19 protein-coding genes are annotated in these 19,077 nt (G+C 63.7%); 8 read left to right on the top strand and 11 right to left on the bottom strand.

The annotated features are described in order from the left end of the window. Positions 1 to 11: 11 nt before the first annotated feature. On the top strand, positions 12 to 2,138 hold the full coding sequence (locus ACVIN2_RS36350; RefSeq protein WP_456769293.1) for an O-linked N-acetylglucosamine transferase, SPINDLY family protein: 2,127 nt from the start codon (positions 12 to 14) through the stop codon (positions 2,136 to 2,138). Positions 2,139 to 2,150: 12 nt separating this feature from the next. Here the strand turns inward: ACVIN2_RS36350 and ACVIN2_RS36345 are convergent, their stop codons facing one another. Beyond that, positions 2,151 to 2,690, bottom strand: a complete 540-nt coding sequence (locus ACVIN2_RS36345; RefSeq protein WP_456769292.1) for a cupin domain-containing protein — start codon at positions 2,688 to 2,690, stop codon at positions 2,151 to 2,153. A gap of 155 nt (positions 2,691 to 2,845) precedes the next feature. Next, the gene (locus ACVIN2_RS36340) at positions 2,846 to 3,133 is read right to left on the bottom strand and encodes an usg protein (RefSeq protein ID WP_007602477.1); all 288 of its coding nucleotides are present in this window, start codon (positions 3,131 to 3,133) and stop codon (positions 2,846 to 2,848) included. Between the two features lie 378 nt (positions 3,134 to 3,511). Here ACVIN2_RS36340 and ACVIN2_RS36335 point away from each other — a divergent pair, with 378 nt between their 5' ends. Both ACVIN2_RS36335 and groL read left to right on the top strand, forming a co-directional pair. After that, positions 3,512 to 3,826, top strand: coding sequence for a co-chaperone GroES (locus tag ACVIN2_RS36335; protein ID WP_027518760.1), 315 nt, complete (start codon positions 3,512 to 3,514; stop codon positions 3,824 to 3,826). 44 nt (positions 3,827 to 3,870) lie between these two features. Further along, a complete protein-coding gene (groL, locus tag ACVIN2_RS36330) occupies positions 3,871 to 5,511 on the top strand; it encodes a chaperonin GroEL (RefSeq protein WP_007602475.1) in 1,641 nt (546 codons plus the stop codon). 239 nt (positions 5,512 to 5,750) lie between these two features. Here groL and lepB read toward each other — a convergent pair whose 3' ends face one another. Together lepB and ACVIN2_RS36320 are read right to left on the bottom strand one after the other, a co-directional pair. Continuing rightward, a complete protein-coding gene (lepB, locus tag ACVIN2_RS36325) occupies positions 5,751 to 6,497 on the bottom strand; it encodes a signal peptidase I (protein ID WP_456769291.1) in 747 nt (248 codons plus the stop codon). Positions 6,498 to 6,598: 101 nt separating this feature from the next. Continuing rightward, positions 6,599 to 7,432 carry a LysR family transcriptional regulator gene (locus ACVIN2_RS36320; RefSeq protein WP_027518763.1) on the bottom strand — a complete coding sequence of 278 codons (834 nt, stop codon included), beginning with the start codon at positions 7,430 to 7,432 and terminating at the stop codon, positions 6,599 to 6,601. Positions 7,433 to 7,562: 130 nt separating this feature from the next. On the opposite strand from ACVIN2_RS36320, the gene ACVIN2_RS36315 reads away from it, so the two are divergent. The 3 genes from ACVIN2_RS36315 to ACVIN2_RS36305 all read left to right on the top strand — a co-directional run bounded on the left by ACVIN2_RS36315 (position 7,563) and on the right by ACVIN2_RS36305 (position 10,302). Continuing rightward, entirely contained in the window at positions 7,563 to 8,156 is a 594-nt protein-coding gene (locus ACVIN2_RS36315) for a cysteine hydrolase family protein (protein ID WP_456769290.1), read from the top strand. A 13-nt stretch (positions 8,157 to 8,169) separates the two neighbouring features. Then, complete coding sequence (locus tag ACVIN2_RS36310; protein ID WP_456769289.1) at positions 8,170 to 8,808, top strand: glutathione binding-like protein; 639 nt, start codon at positions 8,170 to 8,172, stop codon at positions 8,806 to 8,808. A gap of 111 nt (positions 8,809 to 8,919) precedes the next feature. Then, positions 8,920 to 10,302, top strand: coding sequence for a caspase family protein (locus tag ACVIN2_RS36305; protein WP_456769288.1), 1,383 nt, complete (start codon positions 8,920 to 8,922; stop codon positions 10,300 to 10,302). An 18-nt stretch (positions 10,303 to 10,320) separates the two neighbouring features. On the opposite strand, the gene ACVIN2_RS36300 is transcribed toward ACVIN2_RS36305, so the two are convergent. The 7 genes from ACVIN2_RS36300 to ACVIN2_RS36270 all read right to left on the bottom strand — a co-directional run bounded on the left by ACVIN2_RS36300 (position 10,321) and on the right by ACVIN2_RS36270 (position 17,235). After that, positions 10,321 to 11,757: an NAD-dependent succinate-semialdehyde dehydrogenase gene (locus ACVIN2_RS36300; protein WP_456769287.1), complete on the bottom strand. Its 1,437-nt coding sequence runs from the start codon at positions 11,755 to 11,757 to the stop codon at positions 10,321 to 10,323. A gap of 12 nt (positions 11,758 to 11,769) precedes the next feature. Next, the gene (locus ACVIN2_RS36295) at positions 11,770 to 12,429 is read right to left on the bottom strand and encodes an ATP-binding cassette domain-containing protein (RefSeq protein ID WP_456769286.1); all 660 of its coding nucleotides are present in this window, start codon (positions 12,427 to 12,429) and stop codon (positions 11,770 to 11,772) included. Beyond that, entirely contained in the window at positions 12,430 to 13,131 is a 702-nt protein-coding gene (locus ACVIN2_RS36290) for an ABC transporter ATP-binding protein (RefSeq protein WP_247287198.1), read from the bottom strand. It abuts the gene before it with no gap. Further along, positions 13,128 to 13,871 (bottom strand): ABC transporter ATP-binding protein, encoded by a 744-nt coding sequence (locus ACVIN2_RS36285; RefSeq protein ID WP_456769285.1) that lies wholly within the window; start codon positions 13,869 to 13,871, stop codon positions 13,128 to 13,130. Before ACVIN2_RS36285 ends, ACVIN2_RS36290 begins: the two co-directional genes overlap by 4 nt. After that, the gene (locus ACVIN2_RS36280) at positions 13,868 to 14,911 is read right to left on the bottom strand and encodes a branched-chain amino acid ABC transporter permease (protein ID WP_456769284.1); all 1,044 of its coding nucleotides are present in this window, start codon (positions 14,909 to 14,911) and stop codon (positions 13,868 to 13,870) included. The genes ACVIN2_RS36285 and ACVIN2_RS36280 overlap by 4 nt, the downstream gene beginning before the upstream one ends. Before the next feature lie 5 nt (positions 14,912 to 14,916). Then, positions 14,917 to 15,837, bottom strand: a complete 921-nt coding sequence (locus tag ACVIN2_RS36275; protein WP_456769283.1) for a branched-chain amino acid ABC transporter permease — start codon at positions 15,835 to 15,837, stop codon at positions 14,917 to 14,919. 105 nt (positions 15,838 to 15,942) lie between these two features. Continuing rightward, the gene (locus tag ACVIN2_RS36270; RefSeq protein WP_456769282.1) at positions 15,943 to 17,235 is read right to left on the bottom strand and encodes an ABC transporter substrate-binding protein; all 1,293 of its coding nucleotides are present in this window, start codon (positions 17,233 to 17,235) and stop codon (positions 15,943 to 15,945) included. A gap of 136 nt (positions 17,236 to 17,371) precedes the next feature. On the opposite strand from ACVIN2_RS36270, the gene ACVIN2_RS36265 reads away from it, so the two are divergent. Then, on the top strand, positions 17,372 to 18,205 hold the full coding sequence (locus ACVIN2_RS36265; protein ID WP_456769281.1) for a MurR/RpiR family transcriptional regulator: 834 nt from the start codon (positions 17,372 to 17,374) through the stop codon (positions 18,203 to 18,205). Between the two features lie 22 nt (positions 18,206 to 18,227). Then, positions 18,228 to 19,052, top strand: coding sequence for an SDR family NAD(P)-dependent oxidoreductase (locus tag ACVIN2_RS36260; RefSeq protein ID WP_456769280.1), 825 nt, complete (start codon positions 18,228 to 18,230; stop codon positions 19,050 to 19,052). Positions 19,053 to 19,077 lie beyond the last annotated feature (25 nt).

Below are 19,077 nucleotides of genomic sequence, written 5' to 3'. Positions count from 1 at the left end.
GGAATTGATTCATGAGCGACAGCGTCGGCCAGCGTGCATTTCAAAATTCCCGGCTTCAGAAACGGCAAAAAGCCGAGGTCGGGCCGTTGCTCGCGCGCGCCCTCCAGCTCCACAAAGCGGGACTTCTCCGCGAGGCAAAGACGGCCTATCGCGAACTCCTGGAGCTCGCGCCCAACCATTTCATCGCGCTTCATTTGCTGGGCGCTTTGGAGGCTGAAGCCAAAAACTATCAGCAGGCGCAAGTTCTGCTGAGCCGAGCGGTGGCCGTGGATCCGCGATCTGCCGAAGCTCATATGAGCCTGGGTGTCGCGCTCAACGGGCTAAAACGTCACAATGAGGCCCGCGAGAGCTATCGAAAGGCCCTCGCCCTCCGACCTAACTACGCCTTGGCCCTGTCTAATCTCGGGAACGCAAGCGCGGCCCTTGAACTCTATCAGGAAGCGCTCGAGAGCTACGACAAGGCGCTCGCAATCGACGGAAGACTTTCCGAAGCCCATAACGGCCGGGGTTGGGCGCTCTGCCGTCTGCGCGCCTATGACGAGGCTGTCGCAAGCTTAAACCGCGCGTTATCGATCAAGCCTGACTATGCCTCGGCGCTGTCGAGCCGCGCCGTTGCATTGCGGGAGCTTCAGCGATTCGACGAAGCCATGGCGGATTGCAATCGCGCAATCGCCCTGGCACCCGACGACGCGAATGGGTGGCTCTGGCGGGCCAGCATCTTGCTCCTGACCCGGCAAGTTGCCGAAGCATTGTCCGATTGCGAGAAGGCTCTCGCGGCCGATCCCGGCTTCTCTCAGGCCCACAGCCTGCTCGGCCAATGTCTCGCAGCACTTGGCCGGGTCGACGAAGCGCTCGCCAGTTTCGACAGAGCTCTCGACATCGAGCCGGATCAGAGCACGATCTCCAGCAAGATATTCACCCTCGACTTTATGGCCGACGCCAGCGTTGCGCAGCATCAGCAAGCGCGACGTGTATGGTGGGAGCAGATCGGTGCGAAGATCGCCTCGGCAGCGGCGGGACCACATGACAACAGCCGCGATCCGGATCGCCGTCTGGTGCTGGGTTATGTCTCGTCGGATTTTCATGCACATTCGGCGGCGTTCATTTTCAAGCCGGTCCTGCAGCACCATGATCGGGCACAGTTCGAGATCGTGTGCTACGCTTGTTCACCGAAAACGGATGCGACGACCCGCGAATTTCAGGGCATCGCCGATCGCTGGCGGGACGCCTCGCAATGGTCCGACGATCGCCTCGCCGCCCAGATTCGCGCCGATGGCGTCGATATCCTGATCGATCTGTCCGGCCATACCAGCGGAAACCGCCTCGGTGTGTTTGCGCGCAAGCCGGCACCAGTTCAGGTGCATGGCTGGGGCCACGGCACCGGCACCGGGCTGCCAACGATCGATTATCTGTTCTCGGACCCGGTCGCGATTCCGGTTGCGGTTCGGCATCTGTTTGCGGAGACCGTCGTTGACCTGCCGTGCTTTGTGACGCTGGCGCCGCTGCCGGACGGGATTGCGCGGGCGCCGACGCCGGCGATCGCGAACGGCTTCATCACATTCGGTGTCTTCAACCGCATCAGCAAGATTTCGAACGAGGCGGTGGGCGTCTGGTCCAGGATTCTCGAGCGGGTGCCGGGGTCGCGACTGCTGATCAAGGATACTGCGCTGGACGCTCAGCTGGTCCGCGACAATCTGCTGGCGCGGTTTGCAGCTGGCCGGTTGCCGGCCGAACGCGTCGATCTGCTCGGAGCCACGTCGCGAGACGAGCATCTGGCAGCGTTCAATCGCGTCGATATTGGCCTCGACCCATTCCCGCAGAATGGCGGCGTCAGCACGTGGGAAGCCTTGCAGATGGGCGTGCCGGTGGTGGCGAAGCTCGGTCACAGCCTGCCGAGCCGTGCTGCCGGCTCCATCCTCGCCGCACTGGGCCTGCCGGACTGGGTCGCGGAAAGCGATGAGGCCTATGTCGAGATCGCAGCGAGCCGTGGGGCACAGATCGGCGACCTCGATAAGTTGCGCCGCGAACTGCCCGGACAGATCAGGGCTGCGGCCGCCGGCAACCCCGTCTCATACGCGCAAGCGGTGGACGATGCCTATCGCGCGATGTGGAAACGCTATTGCAACGACGGCGGCTGATCTCCGCTTCGCCTACGCCTTCAATTCCACCGTCCTGAACTCCGCCGGCAGGATCACCTCCAGCAGCTCGACGTCGTCCGAATAGTCCAGGATCATGTGCTTGATCTTCGGCGGCTGGGTCCAGGCGCTGCCTTCTTTCATCAGCGTCTCGCCCTCTCCGTCCATATAGGTCTTCACCCAGCCCTTGAGCACGTACACCATCTGGAATTCGACGTCGTGGAAGTGCAGCTTCGACACCTCGTCCGGGTTGCAGGGGCCTTGCAGCCGGATCACGTGCGCTTGCGCCAGCCCGTGGCTCGCAGCGGCGATGCCGAGATCGCGATATTTCGCGTAGGTGCGCAGACCGTCGGCCTTGAAGTCTTCCTCACGGTGATGGCTGATCGCGATGCGCTGCTTGGGCCGCGCCGGTTTCTTGACGGATGACTTGGCCGGTGTCGCGCGAGCTTTCGCCTTCACCGCCTTGCGCGCCGTGGGTCGTGCTGCGGGTTTGGCCCCGCTTCGCTTCTTCGCCGCCGCCTGCGATGCGCTACGCGATTTTGCTTTCTTGGCCATGGCGATCTCCCCTGTTGTTATGGGGGAGAGGTTAGCACGGAATGCGAAATCGTAGGATGGGTTAGCGTCAGTGTAACCCACCACTTCGCTCCGCCAGCGTGGAAGCATGGCGGGTTACGCTGACGCTAACCCACCCTACAGCACCGCGCTCGCCTTCAATGCAGCCGGAATACGCCGTCGACCGCGCGCAGCTCGGCCGGCTTAATCAGCTTGGAATGCGCGACCGTGACCGAGAACAGCGGACCGTCGAGCTTCTTCTGCCAGAACGCCAGGAAATCCGTCAGCGCGGGAAATTTCGGAAACATGTCGTAGTTCTGCCAGACATAGGTCTGGAGCAGCGAGCGATGATCCGGCATCCGGTAAAGAATTTCGGCCGTCGTCAGCCCGTAACCCAGCACCTGTTTCCGGAAGTCGTCGGAAACAACCCCAACTCGCGAGACCATGCCAACCTCCTTTGCAGGAGCGCATATTCAAGGGGTGGCTTTCCGGTACGCGCCCTACGAGCCACCCGGTGGAGATGCGCTCACATGAGTGAAATGTGACGCAAACTGACAATCCATCTCAAGCCCAAAAGTTTAACAAGCTGTTGAAATTCAATGCGTTAGCAGCAGATGTCGCTCCGTGCTAATACGGGCGCCGAGCGCGATTAACGATGGAAAGAGATTTTGGCAGGCGGCGCTTCCGAGTGCTATTTATCTGCTACAAGCCCTTGCTCCCGCCAAAATCCTGCCTTATCTGAGCTGTGCCTGTGCTAGCACTCGCGGGCGCAGACTGCTAACAATCCAAAATTCCCAACTCGTGCAAAAGCTTAGGAGAACTGCATGAAATTCCGTCCGCTTCACGACCGCGTCGTGGTCAAGCGCATCGACGCAGAAGAGAAGACCGCTGGCGGCATCATCATTCCCGACACGGCCAAGGAAAAGCCCTCGCAGGGCGAAATCGTCGCCGTGGGCCCGGGTGGCCGCGACGAAGCAGGCAAGCTGATCCCGATCGACCTGAAGGTCGGCGACCGCGTGCTGTTCGGCAAGTGGTCCGGCACTGAGGTCAAGATCGACAACGTCGATCTGCTGATCATGAAGGAAAGCGACATCATGGGCGTCCTCGACGTCCCCGCTTCCAAGAAGAAGGCGGCCTAAGCGCCCCTCTCTTATCCAGCTAAACACCTAAGGAAAAAATCCAGATGGCAGCAAAAGAAGTTAAATTCTCGGTCGATGCGCGCGACAAGATGCTTCGCGGCGTCGACATTCTCGCCAACGCGGTGAAGGTCACGCTCGGTCCGAAGGGCCGCAACGTCGTGCTCGACAAGTCGTTCGGCGCTCCCCGCATCACCAAGGACGGCGTCACCGTCGCCAAGGAGATCGAGCTCGAGGACAAGTTCGAGAACATGGGCGCGCAGATGGTGCGCGAAGTCGCCTCCAAGTCCGCTGACGCGGCCGGCGACGGCACCACCACCGCCACCGTGCTGGCCCAAGCGATCGTGCGCGAAGGCGCCAAGTCGGTTGCCGCCGGCATGAACCCGATGGACCTCAAGCGCGGTATCGACCTCGCGGTCGAAGCCGTCGTTGCGGACCTCGTCAAGAACTCCAAGAAGGTCACCTCGAACGACGAGATCGCCCAGGTCGGCACCATCTCGGCCAACGGTGACGCGGAGATCGGCAAGTTCCTCGCCGACGCCATGAAGAAGGTCGGCAACGAGGGTGTCATCACCGTCGAGGAAGCCAAGTCGCTCGAGACCGAGCTCGACGTCGTCGAGGGCATGCAGTTCGACCGCGGCTACATCTCGCCCTACTTCGTCACCAACGCCGACAAGATGCGCGTTGAGATGGACGACGCCTACATCCTGATCAACGAGAAGAAGCTCTCCTCGCTGAACGAGCTGCTTCCGCTGCTCGAGGCCGTGGTGCAGACCGGCAAGCCGCTGGTCATCGTCGCCGAGGACGTCGAAGGCGAAGCGCTTGCGACTCTGGTCGTGAACCGTCTGCGTGGCGGCCTGAAGGTTGCGGCCGTCAAGGCTCCGGGCTTCGGCGATCGCCGTAAGGCCATGCTGCAGGACATCGCGATCCTGACCGGCGGCCAGGCGATCTCGGAAGATCTCGGCATCAAGCTCGAGAACGTGACGCTCAACATGCTCGGTCGCGCCAAGAAGGTGATGATCGACAAGGAGAACACCACGATCGTCAACGGCGCCGGCAAGAAGGCCGACATCGAAGCGCGCGTGGCTCAGATCAAGGCGCAGATCGAGGAAACCACCTCGGACTACGACCGTGAGAAGCTCCAGGAGCGTCTTGCCAAGCTCGCAGGCGGCGTCGCGGTGATCCGCGTCGGCGGCGCGACCGAGGTCGAGGTGAAGGAGCGCAAGGATCGCGTTGATGACGCGATGCATGCGACCCGCGCCGCGGTCGAGGAAGGCATCGTTCCGGGCGGCGGCGTCGCCCTGCTCCGTGCCTCCGAGCAGCTCAAGGGCCTGCGCACCAAGAACGACGACCAGAAGACCGGCGTCGAGATCGTGCGCAAGGCGCTCTCCGCGCCCGCTCGCCAGATCGCGATCAACGCCGGTGAAGACGGCTCCGTGATCGTCGGCAAGGTCCTCGAGAACAAGTCGTACGCCTACGGCTTCGACTCCCAGACCGGCGAATATGTCGATCTCGTCAAGAAGGGCATCATCGACCCGACCAAGGTGGTCCGTACCGCGATCCAGAACGCAGCCTCGGTTGCGGCTCTCTTGATCACCACGGAAGCCATGGTCGCCGAGCTGCCCAAGAAGGGCGGCGCCGGTCCGGCGATGCCCCCGGGCGGCGGCATGGGCGGCATGGATTTCTGATCCAGCCATTTCGGCAAACGACAAAATGCGAAACCCCGGCAGCGATGCCGGGGTTTTTGTTTTTGGAGGATCGCTTCGCGCACCCCATGATCACAGCCCGTAGCTCGGATGGAGCGGAAGCGAAATCCGGGGCCCCGTATCCGACGCGAGCAGTTCTCCTGGATTGCGCTGCGCTCCATCCAGGCTACGAACTCAGTTCATGCAGGCGCCGCGCACTGCTCCCGGAATGACGGTGGGCCTCACCACACCTTCCCCAGCCGCTCCATGTGCGGCTCGCCGTGTTGGTCGAGCGACCAGAATATCCGCGTCACCTTGCCGACCAGATTGTCCATCGGCACGAATCCAATCGACGACATCACGCGGCTGTCGCTCGAGTTGTCTCTGTTATCACCGAGCACGAAGAAATGGCCCGGCGGCACGGTGTAGACGTCGGTGTTGTCGTAGTAGCCGTTGTCGACGCAGTCCTGCGTCACGTAGGAGGCGCCGTTCGGCAGCGTCTCGCGCCAGCGCTTGGCCTTCGCACTGTCATCCGCGCCGCAGGTGGAGCCGGCAACCACCGCCTTCAGGGCGACGCGCGTCACCGGGCGGTCGTTGAGGATGAGTTGGCCCTGCCGCATCTGGATCCGATCACCGGGCAGCCCGACCACGCGCTTGACATAGTCGACCGAGGTGTCCTTTGGCGTCCGGAATACGACGACGTCGCCATGCTCGGGCTCGGCGGCCCGGACACGCCCGGAGATCCACGACGGCGCGAAGGGAAACGAATAGCGGCCGTAGCCATAGGCATATTTTGCGGCAAAGACGTAATCGCCGACGACCAGCGTCGGCGTCATCGAGCCGGACGGGATGTTGAACGGCTGGAACAGGAAGATGCGAAACAGAAACGGCGGCGACCACAGCACCGGAATCAGGAGGATCAGGATGACGATCGCCTTCCATTCCCGCACTTTGGCCTGCGGGTGGATGGTTTCCTGAAGAGTGGTCATGCGCTGCCCTGATCAAGCCCGTCACGAGATTACGCAACCTTCGCGCGCACGCAATCCCATAACTTGGTCGCGCCGCGCACGGATCGCGTTCACGCCCGCAATCAGCCGCGCGCGAGATCGCTAAAGCAGCGGCGGATCCATTCGATGGTGAGCCGCGTCGCCGGATCGCGCTTGAGATGGTTCTGCACCAGCAGCCAGACGTCGCGGCGCCCGGGCAGCAGTGTGGCGCGCAGGCGGCGATCGCCGAGCAAGTCCGCGCAGACATGCTCCGGCAACACGCCGGCGGCCTGATGCGCGCGGATCAGGTTACGGATGACGCGAACGTTGTCGGTGACGCAGCGCGCGTGGGCTTGCTTCATACGCAGGAATTGCATCTCGGGAATGGCACCGAGTTCGTCCGGATAGGCGCACAGCACCGGCTCGCCCTCGGTCGCAACAGGCTCGAAATAATAGAGCTTGACGTCACCGAGCCTGGAGATCGCGAAGTCTCCCTTGTCGGGTTTGCGCAGACGGATAGCGAGATCGGCTTCCCAGCGCGAGAACTTGACGTTCTCGCTCGAGGTGAGGAATTGCAGCGTCAGGCCGGGATTGGCGCGCAGGAAGTCGCTCGCCCGCGGCGACAGAACCTCCTCGGCGACCGTATTGGTGGAGGCGATACGCAGGCGTCCCACCGGGCCCGCCAGACTCTCGCCGACGCGACCGATCTCGGCGGCATGAGCGGCCATCGCCTCGACATGCGCCAGCACCGCCTCGCAATGGCGCGTCGGCCGGCGCTGGCCGTCCACCGCATCGAACAGAGGCACGCCGAGATCGCGCTGGATGCGTGCAAGCCTGCGGCCGACCGTGGTCTCGTCGATGCGCAGCCGCGCGCTGGCGCCGGCATAGGTGCCCTCGTCCCTGACCGCGGCGATGATGCGCAGATCGTCCCAGTTCATGCGATGAGCCTAGCAGGTGCCACCGGCTCCTGCAAATTTGCAGCCATATGCTGCAATAGTCCTGCACATTGGCAGGCTGCCGCCGCGCTAGTGTCGCGCCATCCGATACCGCCAGGAAAGCCCGACCCGCATGACCGCCCCAAAAACCCTGCTTGAATTATCCGGCGCAGATCTCAATCCGCCCAGACTCGCCGATTCCTGCCTCGTGCTGATCGACATCCAGAACGAATATTGCGCCGGCCCGCTCGCCTTGCCGGATGCGGAGCCCGCGATCGCCGCCGCCGCGCGCCTGCTCGCCCGCGCGAGGGCGAGCGGCGCTGCGATCTTCCATATCGCGCACAAGGGACGTGCCGGCAGCCTGTTCGACCGCGAGGTCGCGCGCGGCGCGATCGTCAGGAACGTGGCGCCGCTCGCCAGCGAAGCCGTGATCGAAAAGGCGCTGCCGAATGCTTTTGCCGACACCGACCTTCAGGCCCGGCTGGCCGCAACCGGACGCACGAACATCGTGCTGGCCGGTTTCATGACCCATATGTGCATCAGTTCGACCGCCCGCGCCGCGCTCGACCTCGGCCTGCGCACGACGATCGCAGCCGATGCCTGCGCCACACGCGATCTTCCCGACGGCCGCGGCGGAGCGCTCTCCGCAAGGACCATCCACGAGGTCGCCCTGGCCGAATTGTCGGATCGGTTTGCGATCATCGCGCAAACCGAGGCGCTGACCTGAAGGAACGTGGGCGATGCTGCAACTCTATTTCTCCCCGATGGCCTGCTCGCTTGCGAGCCGCATCGCGCTGATGGAAGCGGGCCTCGATGCGCGCTATCATCTCGTCCATCTCGAGACCAAGCAGGTCGTGGAAAACAGCAGCGACTTCTTCGGCGTTTCGCCGAAGGGCGCGGTGCCGGTCCTGGTGCTGGAGAATGGCGAACGGCTGACCGAAAGCGCGGCGGTGCTGCAATACATCGCCGATTTGAAGCCGCAGGCGGGCCTTGCACCCGCGTTCGGAGATCCCGACCGGTATCGGCTCCAGGAATGGCTCAGCTTCGTCGGGGCCGAGATCCACAAGGCGTTCCTGTTTCCGACCTTCTGGTACAAGGACGACGCCTCGCTCGCCAAGCCGCGGGCACGGATAGCGCAGACATTATCGGTGCCATCCGCGCACCTTGAGGGCCGCGAATTCCTCGTCGGCAACAGTTTTACAATCGCGGATGCCCACCTCACCTGGGCTTTGCTGCTGCTCCGTCCGGCAGGCGTCGACATCGCGCAATGGCCATCCTTGTCGGCCTATCTGGCGCGCATGCAGGCCCGGCCAGCCGTGCGGGACGCGATTGCGACCGAAATGGCCGTGCGCAAGACGATGGCGGCGAGCCCTACGTGACAGGATGTCACGGCCGGGAAATCCCAGCGTTTTCTCTGGCGGGGCATTGATGTCGGAGCGGCATGCGCTAATCTGGAGGGATATTTTTCGACATTTCATTGGAAGGCATTCATGCGTGCTCTTTCCAGATTTCGCCTCGCCAGATTTTGCCTCGCCAGATTTTGCCCGGCCGGACTTTGCCTCGCCCTCCTCGCCTGCTGGCTTTCCCTTGCGCCGGCATCGGCGGAAACCCGCGTCGCGCTGGTGATCGGCAATGGCGCCTATGCCAGTACGGCGAAGCTTCCCAATCCGTCGCACGATGCCGAAGACGTCGCCGCCTCGCTCAAGCGCAGCGGCTTCGAGGTGCTCCAGGGCATCGACCTGCGCCAGGCCGACATGCAGGACCTGACCATCCGCTTCGCGCGCGCCGCGAGCAAAGCCGACGTCGCCATGTTCTACTACAGCGGCCATGCGATGCAGTACAACGGCGTGAACTATCTGATGCCTGTCGACGCCGTGCTGAGCGACGAAGCGGATCTGAAGCGCTTCGTGCGGGTCGACGATATCGTGAACGATCTGCAGCAGGCCAAGAACCTGCGCATCCTCATCCTTGATTCCTGCCGCGACAATCCGCTGGCCGAAAGCTTGAAACGCTCCGCCGGCATGACGCGCGCCGCCTCGATCGGGCGGGGCTTGTCGAAAGTCGAGGCACCACGCGGCACGATCGTATCGTTCTCAACCCAGTCCGGGCAGACCGCGGCCGACGGCAGCGGCCGCAACAGCCCCTATACGACGGCGTTCCTGAAGCACATCGAGGAGCCCCAGGAGATCGGCGAGGTCTTTCGCGACATCAGCAGCGACGTCTACGATTCCAGCGGCAAGACCCAGCTCCCGGAGCTGTCGCTGTCGATCATCGGCAAGTTCTACCTGAACGGGCCGGTGTCGATCACGGTGGCGCCGGCGGCGCCGCAAGCCGCCCCCCGGGCTGATCCCTGCGCGGCAGCAGAGGCGCACTGGAAGGCCGCGGACGGCATCGGCACGCTTGGCGCCTACGAGGACCATCTCACGAGATTCCCGAATTGCATCTTCGCCACGCTTGCCAAGGCCCGAATTGAAGGTCTGAAGCAGAAGGTGGCGCTCGCGCCGGCAAGCGGCAACGCCCGTAGCGCGAAGGACTTCGACGGCAATTGGGACGTGACGTTGAACTGCCCGCCGACCGGTAAGGCGCAGGGCTTCACCCGGGCCCTGTCTGCCACGGTTGCGAACGGCGTCTTTCATGCCGACGCCCAGAGCCAGGGCGCCGTCAACCGCCTGGAGATCGATGGCCAGATCCCCGCGGACGGCAAGACGACTTTGAGCGCGCGCGGAACGACGGGGGCGAGCACCTATACCCTCAACAATCTCGCGCCCGGCTCGCCCTACGCCTTTACGGTGGATGCGCAGTTCGATCGCGCCCGCGGCACCGGCAAGCGCAACGAGGCACGCGCCTGCGGCCTGGTCTTCGTCAAACGCTGATCGTGCATCGTCCAGCGTTCAGACGCCGGTCTGACTGATGAACTTGGTGTTGAAATAGCCCTCCATCGCCTCGGTGCCGCCTTCCGAGCCGTAGCCGGAATCCTTGATGCCGCCGAACGGCACTTCGGGCAGCGCGAGACCAAAACTGTTGATCGACATCATGCCGGCTTCGATCGCCGAGCCGATCGCGGCCGCCGTCTTGGCCGAGCTGGTGAAGGCGTAGGACGCCAGCCCAAAAGGCAGCCGGTTGGCCTCCTCGACCACCTCGTCGAACGACGAGAAGCGCGAAATCAGTGCGAGCGGGCCGAACGGCTCCTCGTTCATGGCGCGCGCATCCTTCGGCACGTCGCTCACCACGGTCGGCTCGAAGAAATGCCCCTTGTTGCCGACGCGTTTGCCGCCGGTCTCGAGTTTTGCACCCTTGCCGACGGCATCCTGCACCATACCTTCGATGGCGGTGACGCGGCGAGGGTTGGCGAGCGAACCCATTTTGGAGTCGGGATCGAGGCCGTTGCCGACCTTGAAGGTCTTGGCGCTGTCGACAAATGTGTCGACGAATTCACGGAACACGTCATCCTGCACCAGCATCCGCGTCGGCGAGATGCAAACCTGCCCGGCATTGCGATATTTTGCTGCCGCCAGAATCTTGGCCGCCGATGCGACGTCGGCGTCCTTGAAAACGATCGCCGGCGCATGACCGCCGAGCTCCATGGTGGCGCGCTTCATGTGCAGGCCGGCGAGCGCATTGAGCTGCTTGCCGACATGAGTCGAGCCCGTGAACGAAATCTTGCGGATCACCGGATGCGGAATGAGATATTCGGAGATCTCGGCAGGAACACCGTAGACCAAGTTGATGACGCCATCGGGCACGCCGGCATCCGCAAAGGCGCGGATCAGCTGTGCGGGCGAGGCCGGCGTCTCCTCCGGGGCCTTGACGATGATCGAGCAGCCGGCGCCGAGTGCGGCGGAGAGCTTGCGCACGACCTGATTGATCGGAAAATTCCAGGGCGTGAACGCAGCGACCGGGCCAACCGGCTCCTTGATCGCGAGCTGGTAGATGCCCGCCCCCCGCGCGGGGATCAACCGGCCATAGGCGCGCTTGGATTCTTCCGCAAACCACTCGATCACATCGGCGGCGGCCATCGCCTCCATTTTGGCCTCACCGAGAGTCTTGCCCTGCTCCATCGTGAGCAGCGGCGCGATCTCGTCATTGCGCTCGCGCATGATCGCGGCGGCCTTGCGCATAATCCGGCAGCGCTCGAAGGGGGCAATGTTTCGCCAGATCTTGAAGCCGGCGCTGGCTGCGGCGAGTGCCTCGTCGAGGTCGGACCGTCCGGCATGGGCGACGGTGCCGATCACCTCTTCGGTCGCGGGATTGCGCACCTCGATCACCTTGCCCGAATGGGCCGGTCGCCATTTGCCGCCAATGAAAAGCTGGGTGTTCGAATAGGCCAACGGATTCTCCTTTTAGGTCGAGCTATGAACGGCGCCGTGACAAATCGCGTCCGCCGCCTTTGTCATTTCCGGCCCGAGATAAGCGCGACAGCGCGGATCTGCGACGAGAGCGCCGAAATTCGCCATGGGTGTTACGCCGCCGCCCGCCACGAACAGGAATCGCCCGGCGATCTCGGCGAGGATGTCGAGGTGCCAGGCGGCCGTCGGATGCATGCAGAGCACGACCAGCCGGCCCTCGTCGCGCAGCTTGCGGAAGAAATCGAGCATGAAGCCGATATAACCATCCTGCAGGTTGAACTGCGGTTCGTCGAACAGGTGAACCAGTGGCGTCCGGGTCGGCGACGGCGCCAGGAAGGCGGACGGAATGCGCTTGCGAAAGCGCCTGACCTGATACGACTGGTGATAGTGGATCGCGAGCCGGTCGCGCTCACGATATTTGACGCCATGGATATCGGTGCCCGCGACCAGCACGCGCCCCGAGGTCGGCGCATTCGAGCCCGTCATCATCTCGAACAAGGTCGTCTTGCCGGCCCCATTCGGGCCGACGACACCGACGATGTCAGGTTCGTCCAGCGACAGGTTTGCCTGCAGCGTGAATGACGGTCGGCGGATCACGCGGCCCCGCGTATAGACCTTCCGAACGTCGTCGAGAACGAGCAGCGGTGCGGCCACTTATTGTACTCCCAGCAAGCGCTGACGAAGCCCGCGATCATCCCGCAAGGCCGCGGCCTCCCCGGTCCAGACGATCCGGCCGCGATCGATCACCGCGGCATGATCTGCGACCGATAGTGCGATCTCGGCGTTCTGCTCCACAACCAGCGAGGCGATGCCCTCGTCCTTCATGCGCAGGATCGTCGCAAGCACGTCGCCGACGATTTTCGGCGCCAGTCCCTGGCTCGGCTCGTCGAACAGCACCAGTCCCGGCGAGCCGACCAGCGCGCGGGCGATCGCCACCATCTGCATTTCGCCACCCGACAGATTTTCGCAGTCGCGCTCCATGAGATATTCGAGCGGCGAGAAGATCGCAGCGGCCTCCTTGAGGCTCCAGTGGCGAAAGCGCGTGCGCTTCTGCGCGATCGACAGATTGCGCGCGACCGTCAATGTCGGACACAGCCGGCGGTCGTCGGGCACCCAGCCGATGCCGGCGCGCGCAATCTCGTGGGTCGGATCGCGCGTGACGTCGTGACCGTCGAAACAAACGGAGCCGCGGCGCGGACGCGTCAGCCCGAGAATCGACCGGAGCATTGTCGTCTTGCCCGCGCCGTTGGGGCCGAGCAGCGCAAACACCTTGGCGTGCTCGATCGCGAGCGAGGCGCCGAACAGCGCCTGGGTCTCGCCGTAGAAGGTATCGACCGCGTCCACTTCGAGGATCATGCGAACTTCCCGAGATTGGAGCGCCGCACCCATTCGTTCTGCTGCAGTTCGTGTGGGGTTCCGCGCGCCACCACCTGGCCCCAATGGATGACCGAGATGCGGTCAGCCAACGAGAACAGGAACTCCATATCGTGCTCGATGGCGACGATGGTCAGCCGCCCCTTCAGGCGAGCAATCAGGGCTGCGAGCCGCTGCACCCCGTCGGAGCCGAGGCCGGAGGTCGGCTCGTCCAGGCACAACACCCGGGGCGCCTGCGCCAGGGCGACCGCGATCTCCAGCGCGCGCCGGTCGCCGTAGGACAGGTCCTTGGCGCGGATGTCGCCCTTGTCGGCAAGCCCGACTGCCGCCAGCGCTTCGGAAGACTTCGCGGCAAACCGACTGTCGCCCGCGGCGGCGTGCGCGACATCGTGGCCACGGGCGCGAAACTCGGGCAATCCCATCATGACGTTGTCACGCGCGGAGAATTCGTCGAACAATGTCATGATCTGAAACGAGCGCGCGATGCCCTTGGCGGCGATGCGGTGCGGGCTGAGGCCCGTGACATCCTCGCCGCCGAGCAGGACTCGGCCCCGGTTCGGTTTCACCCGGCCGGTAAGGACGTTGAAGAACGTGGTCTTGCCGGCGCCGTTCGGACCCATCACGCCGTGAAACTCGCCCTCCGCGACCGCGAGATCGACGCTTTCCAGCACGACGCGATCGCCGAAGCGAACATGAACGGCCGCGGCCTCGATCATGTTCATCGCCCGCTCCCGAACAGCAGCCGCATCGCCGAGGTCCCGCGCTGCCGTAACGCGCCGAGTGAGTGCTGCTGCACGGCAGCCGATATCGCGCCGGCAATGCCTTCGGGGCGAAACAGCACGATCGCGATGAACAGCAGACCAAAATAGAGCATCCAGGCATTGGTCAGCGCGCCGATCACGTCGCGGGCGGTGAGGAAGAGAAACACGCCGATCACCGGTCCCCAGAAGCTGACAAGCCCACCGCCGACGAGCGTCATCATCACGACGTAGCCGGATTGATGCAGGCTCATGACGTCGGGGAATGCGGCGAGCTGAGCCATGGCGAACAATCCGCCGGCAAAGCCCGAGACGGCGGCCGACAGCGCAAAGACCGCGACCTTGTAGAGCCAGACATTATAGCCGAGATGGCTTGCACGAACTTCGCTCTGCCTGATCGCAGCGACCACGCGGCCGTACGGAGAGTGCACCAGCCGCCACAATGCAGCGGTGCCGACCGCAAAGACGGCGAGCACGAAATAGTAGAACGCAACATTGTCGGTGAGATCGAAAGACACCAGCCCGAAATCGGCCGGCAGCCGTTTGATCTTGAGTAGGCCGTCCTCGCCGCCGGTGATCCGGTGCGATTTGATCGCCAGCGTCCAGAAGATCTGGCCGAAGGCAATCGTCATGAAGGCATAATAGATGCCGCGCCTGTGCGAGATGAACAGCGCCACCAGCACGCCGGCGAGGCCCGCCACCGCGGCCGCGGCAAGCAGACATATCCAGAGATTTGCAACGATTTCGAGCTGGCAGAGACCGAACGCATAAGCGCCGATGCCGAAATAGGCGCCATGACCGAACGACGGAAGTCCGGCAGTGCCCAGCACCAGGTTGAACGCGAGCGCATAGAGCGACCAGATCAGGATCTCGATCCCCAGATAAGGATAGAGCCCGATCCGCGTGATCCAGAGCGGCACCGTTGCGAGCACGAGCCAGAGCACCAGCATCGTCGGCGTCACGAGGCGCGCGGCGTCCGGTGAAGATTTTGATTCCACAATCATTCCCTTTAGGCTTCGAGCACGCTCTTCTTGCCCCAGAGGCCACGCGCGCGGAACGTCACGACGGCAACGAGCAAGATGTACATCGACAACAGCGACCATTCGGACGCGTAGGCACCGGCGAGGCCGACACACAGTCCGACCAAAAGACCCGCCACGACCGCACCCCAAAAGCTGCCGACACCCCCGAGCACGATCACCAGGAACGCAGGAATGACCGCATCGACGCCCATATGCGGGCGAATGCCCCAGATCGGCGCGACGATGATGCCCGCGATCGCGGCCAGCATCGTGCCGAACACGAACACCAGCAGCCGCAATCGTGACAGGTTGATGCCGAGCGCACGGACGATCTCGCTGTCATGCGCGCCGGCCTTGACCGTCGCGCCGAAGGAGGTCTTTTCGATCAACAGCCAGACCAGGCCGATGATTCCGGCGGCGATACCCGCTGCATAGAAGCGATAGGTCGACCAGATCAAATCGCCGAACAGGAAGCCGCCATTGATGGCGGACGGCACCTGCAGCACGTAGTCGCGCGTGCCCCAGACCAGGCGGATCATCTCCTCGATCACCATCGCGGCGCCGAAGGTCAGGAGCAGCCCGTACAACGGATCCTTGCCGTAAGTCCGCCGCATGCAGAGCTCGATCAGCATGCCGACCAGACTCACGACCACGGGCGCGATGATCAATGTGGCCGCGTAGCGCCAACCGAGCGGCAGCGCCAGCCACGCTTTCGCAAGCTCCGCCGGCAATGGCGGGCGCGGCCCCGTAAGCTGCATGGCGACATAAGCCCCGAGCGCGAACAGGGAGCCGTGCGCGAGGTTGATCTGCTCCATCAGCCCGACGATGAGCATGAAGCCGAGCGCGATCAGCGCGAACAACAGGCCGAGCGTCAGGCCGTTGAGGAGATGCGGAAGAAGGTCGAACAAAGTTTGGGCTCTCGCAACTGGCATGTCTCACCCAGGACGCCGATGGTCCCGGTGCGCGGCGCACGAGATCGCGCGCCGCTCGTTCTGCGACGTGACGCGCCGTCTCTAGGAGTCGACGGTCGGCACCTGCTCGTAGGGCGTGAGCTTGCACTTGCCGGGTGCCGCATCGTCGGCGGCGGATTTCGGCTCCGTCCAGCTGATGATCTCGAACAGATCGGTATTATCGGCCGGCTTGGCGTTGCGTCGCGCCAGGTAGATCGTCTGCTGCATCTGGTGCGTCATCGGATCCATGTAGGCGTCGAAATGCTGCATGCGGTCGGTCGCCGAGACCTTCAGGCTCTCGAGCTCCTTGATGATCTTGACGTTGTTGGTCGACCCTGCCCGCTCGATCGCACGAAGCAGTTCGCGCGTGGACATGTAGCCGTTGTAGGAAACATTGCCCGGCACCGGGATCGGGCCGTCCTTGTTGGCGGCTTGCCACTTCTTGACGAATTCGGCGACACCGGGCAGCGGCAGCTTGTGATACCAGGTCGTGCCGAACACGCCAAACAGGCTGTCGGGCGCGCCCCACACATCGGGCCAGTCCTGTTGGTTGTTGATCCAGGCCGGCTTGCCGTCGAGCTTGAGCTGCGCCACTTGCTCGCGCAATGCCTTGATATCGTCGCCGCCAACCGCGGTCGCCACCACGTCGGGTTTTGCTTGCTGGATCTTCAAGAGATAGGCGGTGAAGTCGCGGGTGTTCTGCGGCACCAGCAGATTGTCGATGATCTTGCCGCCGGCAGCCTCGACCTGCGTCCTGGTCGCGGCAGACGTCGTGTGACCCCAGACATAATCGTTGGTCAGCAGCATCCAGTTCTTGCCGATGGAGTCCACCGCGTTCTTGACCGACGCCTTGGAAAAATTGGTGCCGTTGCCGTCCCAGACGAATTTCACGCGTGAGCAGTTCTCCCCGGCTTCGCTCGGCGCCGAGGAATTGGTGTTCATGTAGATCACACCGTATTTGCTGGCGACCTGCGTGATGGCGTTGGCGACGCCCGAATGCAGCGCGCCGATCAGGATGGTGCAGTCCTCGCGGGTGATGAAGCGTTCGGCGACGCGGCTGCCGGTGGCTGGCGTCGTCTCGGTGTCCGCCGTGATGAAAGTGACCTGGCGCCCGAGTACGCCACCTTTGGCGTTGATCTCGTCGATCGCCATCTTGATGCCGCGGAAGTCATCCTGGCCGCTGTTGCCGTATTGACCGCTGGCATCGCAGGTCAGGCCAAGCTTGATCGGTTTCGCGCCTTGCGCCCAGGCATGATTCTCCCGCCACGGCCCAAAGAAGCTGCCGGTGCCGCCGATGACGCTCGCCATCAAGCTGCCCTTCAGAACGCTTCGCCGTGAGATCTGACGCCCTCTCATCGTGTCCTCCCGTTTTCGAAGTCTTTTGCTTTTTTGTGAGATTAGAATATTCATTCCATATGTTATGTAAAGTAGAATATTTGATCCAAACGATGAAATGCCGTTAAACAGGCGACCGATCCGGAGATCCGACTCGATGAACAAGGCGGCTGCCGCCATGAGTTATGACGAGCTGCGCGGCGCGATTGCGCAGCGGCACCGGGCGCTGTCCGGTCGGCTGCAGCAGATCGCGGAGTTCGTGCTCGACCATCCGACCGATGTCGCGCTCGGCACCGTGGCGGAGGTGGCGCAGCGCTCAGGGGTGCCGCCGTCGGCGATCGTTCGCTTCGCGCATGCGCTCGGGTTCGGCGGCTTCACCGAGATGCAGCAGGTGTTCCGCTCACGCCTCGTTGCCGGCGTCGCGCCAAGCTACAAGGCGCGCCTCGCCCGCATGAAGAGCCAGGAGAAGTCAGTGCTCGGCCGCCAGCCGGCCGCGGTATTGTCGCGTTTCGTGTCCGAAGCGCAATCATCGCTGGTCGCGCTCAGCCAATCGGTCCATGCGCGCGAACTCGACGCCGCAACCGCGATCCTTGCCAAGGCACGTGACATCTATCTGCTCGGCCTGGGCGGCTCGTTCCCGGTTGCGATCCACCTCGCCTACGTGCTGCGCAAGCTCGGACGGCGTGTCGTCCTGCTCGACGGTCTTGGCGGCAGCATCCACGAGCAGTCGCACGCGGCGACATCAGACGACGCGCTGGTCGCGATCAGCTTCCGAAATTACTATCCGGATACGGCGCGGTTGTTTCCTGAACTCGTCGCGCGGGGCGTGCCCACGATTTCCATCACCGACAGTCTTTTGAGCCCGATCGTCGAGGGCGCGAGCGTCGTGTTCGAGATCCAGGATATGCCTGAGCCTGCGCTGCGTACGCTTGTCGCACCGATGTGCCTCGTGCAGGCGTTGGCGATCGGCCTCGATCTCGCAGCAGACTGACATTCACAACAGGAACAAGATCATGACATCGCATGACACCAACAAGCTTCTGGCGGGCAAAGTTGCGCTGGTGACCGGCGCGGGGCGCGGGCTCGGCCGCGCTTTTGCAGAGAAGCTTGCCGCGCTTGGCGCTGACGTCGCCATCCACGGCATGCGCGAGAACGGGCCGGCCGAATATGGCGAGGGCACCACCCTCACCGCGGTCGCCGCCGAGATCGGCCGCGAATTCGGCGTTCGCAGCCAGCGCGTGCTCGGCGATCTCACCAAGGGCGAGGACATCGCACGCGTCATCGCGGAGACCGAAGCGGCACTCGGCCCGATCGACATTCTCGTGCACAATGCCGGCGGCGATATCGCGGCCGGCGGCGGCAAGCCCGATCCGAACGATGCGGTGAATATCAAGGAGGCCGATGTGCGCGCGGTGCTGGAGCGCAATCTGCTCTCCACCATCCTGACGTGCCAGGCGGTCGCGCGCGGCATGATGGAGCGCCGATGCGGCCGCATCGTCACGCTTGGCTCCGTCGCCGCTTTCAAGGGACGTACCCAGGGCTCGATCTATGCGGTCTCGAAGGCCGGCGTGACCCACTACACGCGATGCCTGGCCGACCAGCTCCGCCCCTACGATGTCGCCGTCAACTGCATCGCGCCCGGAGATACCCGCACCGGCCGCTTCCTCGGAACGCGCGCAGTCGATCCCGACAGAATGGTCGAGACCGGCACGCTCGACCGGATCGCAACCGTCGACGAGGTCGCGCGCGTTGTCGAATTCTTCGCAGGGCCCATGGGCGCCTTCGTTTCCGGTCAGGTGCTGCGGATCGACGGCGGCGGGCAGTGCTGGCCGGGCTAAAACGCACGCGCGAAGCGAAACAGAA

It is taken from the genome of Bradyrhizobium sp. USDA 3650, assembly GCF_054057395.1.
Note: the sequence above shows the minus strand (reverse complement) of the source record. Positions and strands in the feature narration are given on the sequence as shown.

Coding starts and splice junctions, on each gene's coding strand:
- ACVIN2_RS36350 (WP_456769293.1), top strand. CDS start 12: ATGAGCGACAGCGTCGGCCAGCGTGCATTTCAAAATTCCCGGCTTCAG.
- ACVIN2_RS36345 (WP_456769292.1), bottom strand. CDS start 2,690: ATGGCCAAGAAAGCAAAATCGCGTAGCGCATCGCAGGCGGCGGCGAAG.
- ACVIN2_RS36340 (WP_007602477.1), bottom strand. CDS start 3,133: ATGGTCTCGCGAGTTGGGGTTGTTTCCGACGACTTCCGGAAACAGGTG.
- ACVIN2_RS36335 (WP_027518760.1), top strand. CDS start 3,512: ATGAAATTCCGTCCGCTTCACGACCGCGTCGTGGTCAAGCGCATCGAC.
- groL (WP_007602475.1), top strand. CDS start 3,871: ATGGCAGCAAAAGAAGTTAAATTCTCGGTCGATGCGCGCGACAAGATG.
- lepB (WP_456769291.1), bottom strand. CDS start 6,497: ATGACCACTCTTCAGGAAACCATCCACCCGCAGGCCAAAGTGCGGGAA.
- ACVIN2_RS36320 (WP_027518763.1), bottom strand. CDS start 7,432: ATGAACTGGGACGATCTGCGCATCATCGCCGCGGTCAGGGACGAGGGC.
- ACVIN2_RS36315 (WP_456769290.1), top strand. CDS start 7,563: ATGACCGCCCCAAAAACCCTGCTTGAATTATCCGGCGCAGATCTCAAT.
- ACVIN2_RS36310 (WP_456769289.1), top strand. CDS start 8,170: ATGCTGCAACTCTATTTCTCCCCGATGGCCTGCTCGCTTGCGAGCCGC.
- ACVIN2_RS36305 (WP_456769288.1), top strand. CDS start 8,920: ATGCGTGCTCTTTCCAGATTTCGCCTCGCCAGATTTTGCCTCGCCAGA.
- ACVIN2_RS36290 (WP_247287198.1), bottom strand. CDS start 13,131: ATGATCCTCGAAGTGGACGCGGTCGATACCTTCTACGGCGAGACCCAG.
- ACVIN2_RS36285 (WP_456769285.1), bottom strand. CDS start 13,871: ATGAACATGATCGAGGCCGCGGCCGTTCATGTTCGCTTCGGCGATCGC.
- ACVIN2_RS36280 (WP_456769284.1), bottom strand. CDS start 14,911: ATGATTGTGGAATCAAAATCTTCACCGGACGCCGCGCGCCTCGTGACG.
- ACVIN2_RS36270 (WP_456769282.1), bottom strand. CDS start 17,235: ATGAGAGGGCGTCAGATCTCACGGCGAAGCGTTCTGAAGGGCAGCTTG.
- ACVIN2_RS36265 (WP_456769281.1), top strand. CDS start 17,372: ATGAACAAGGCGGCTGCCGCCATGAGTTATGACGAGCTGCGCGGCGCG.
- ACVIN2_RS36260 (WP_456769280.1), top strand. CDS start 18,228: ATGACATCGCATGACACCAACAAGCTTCTGGCGGGCAAAGTTGCGCTG.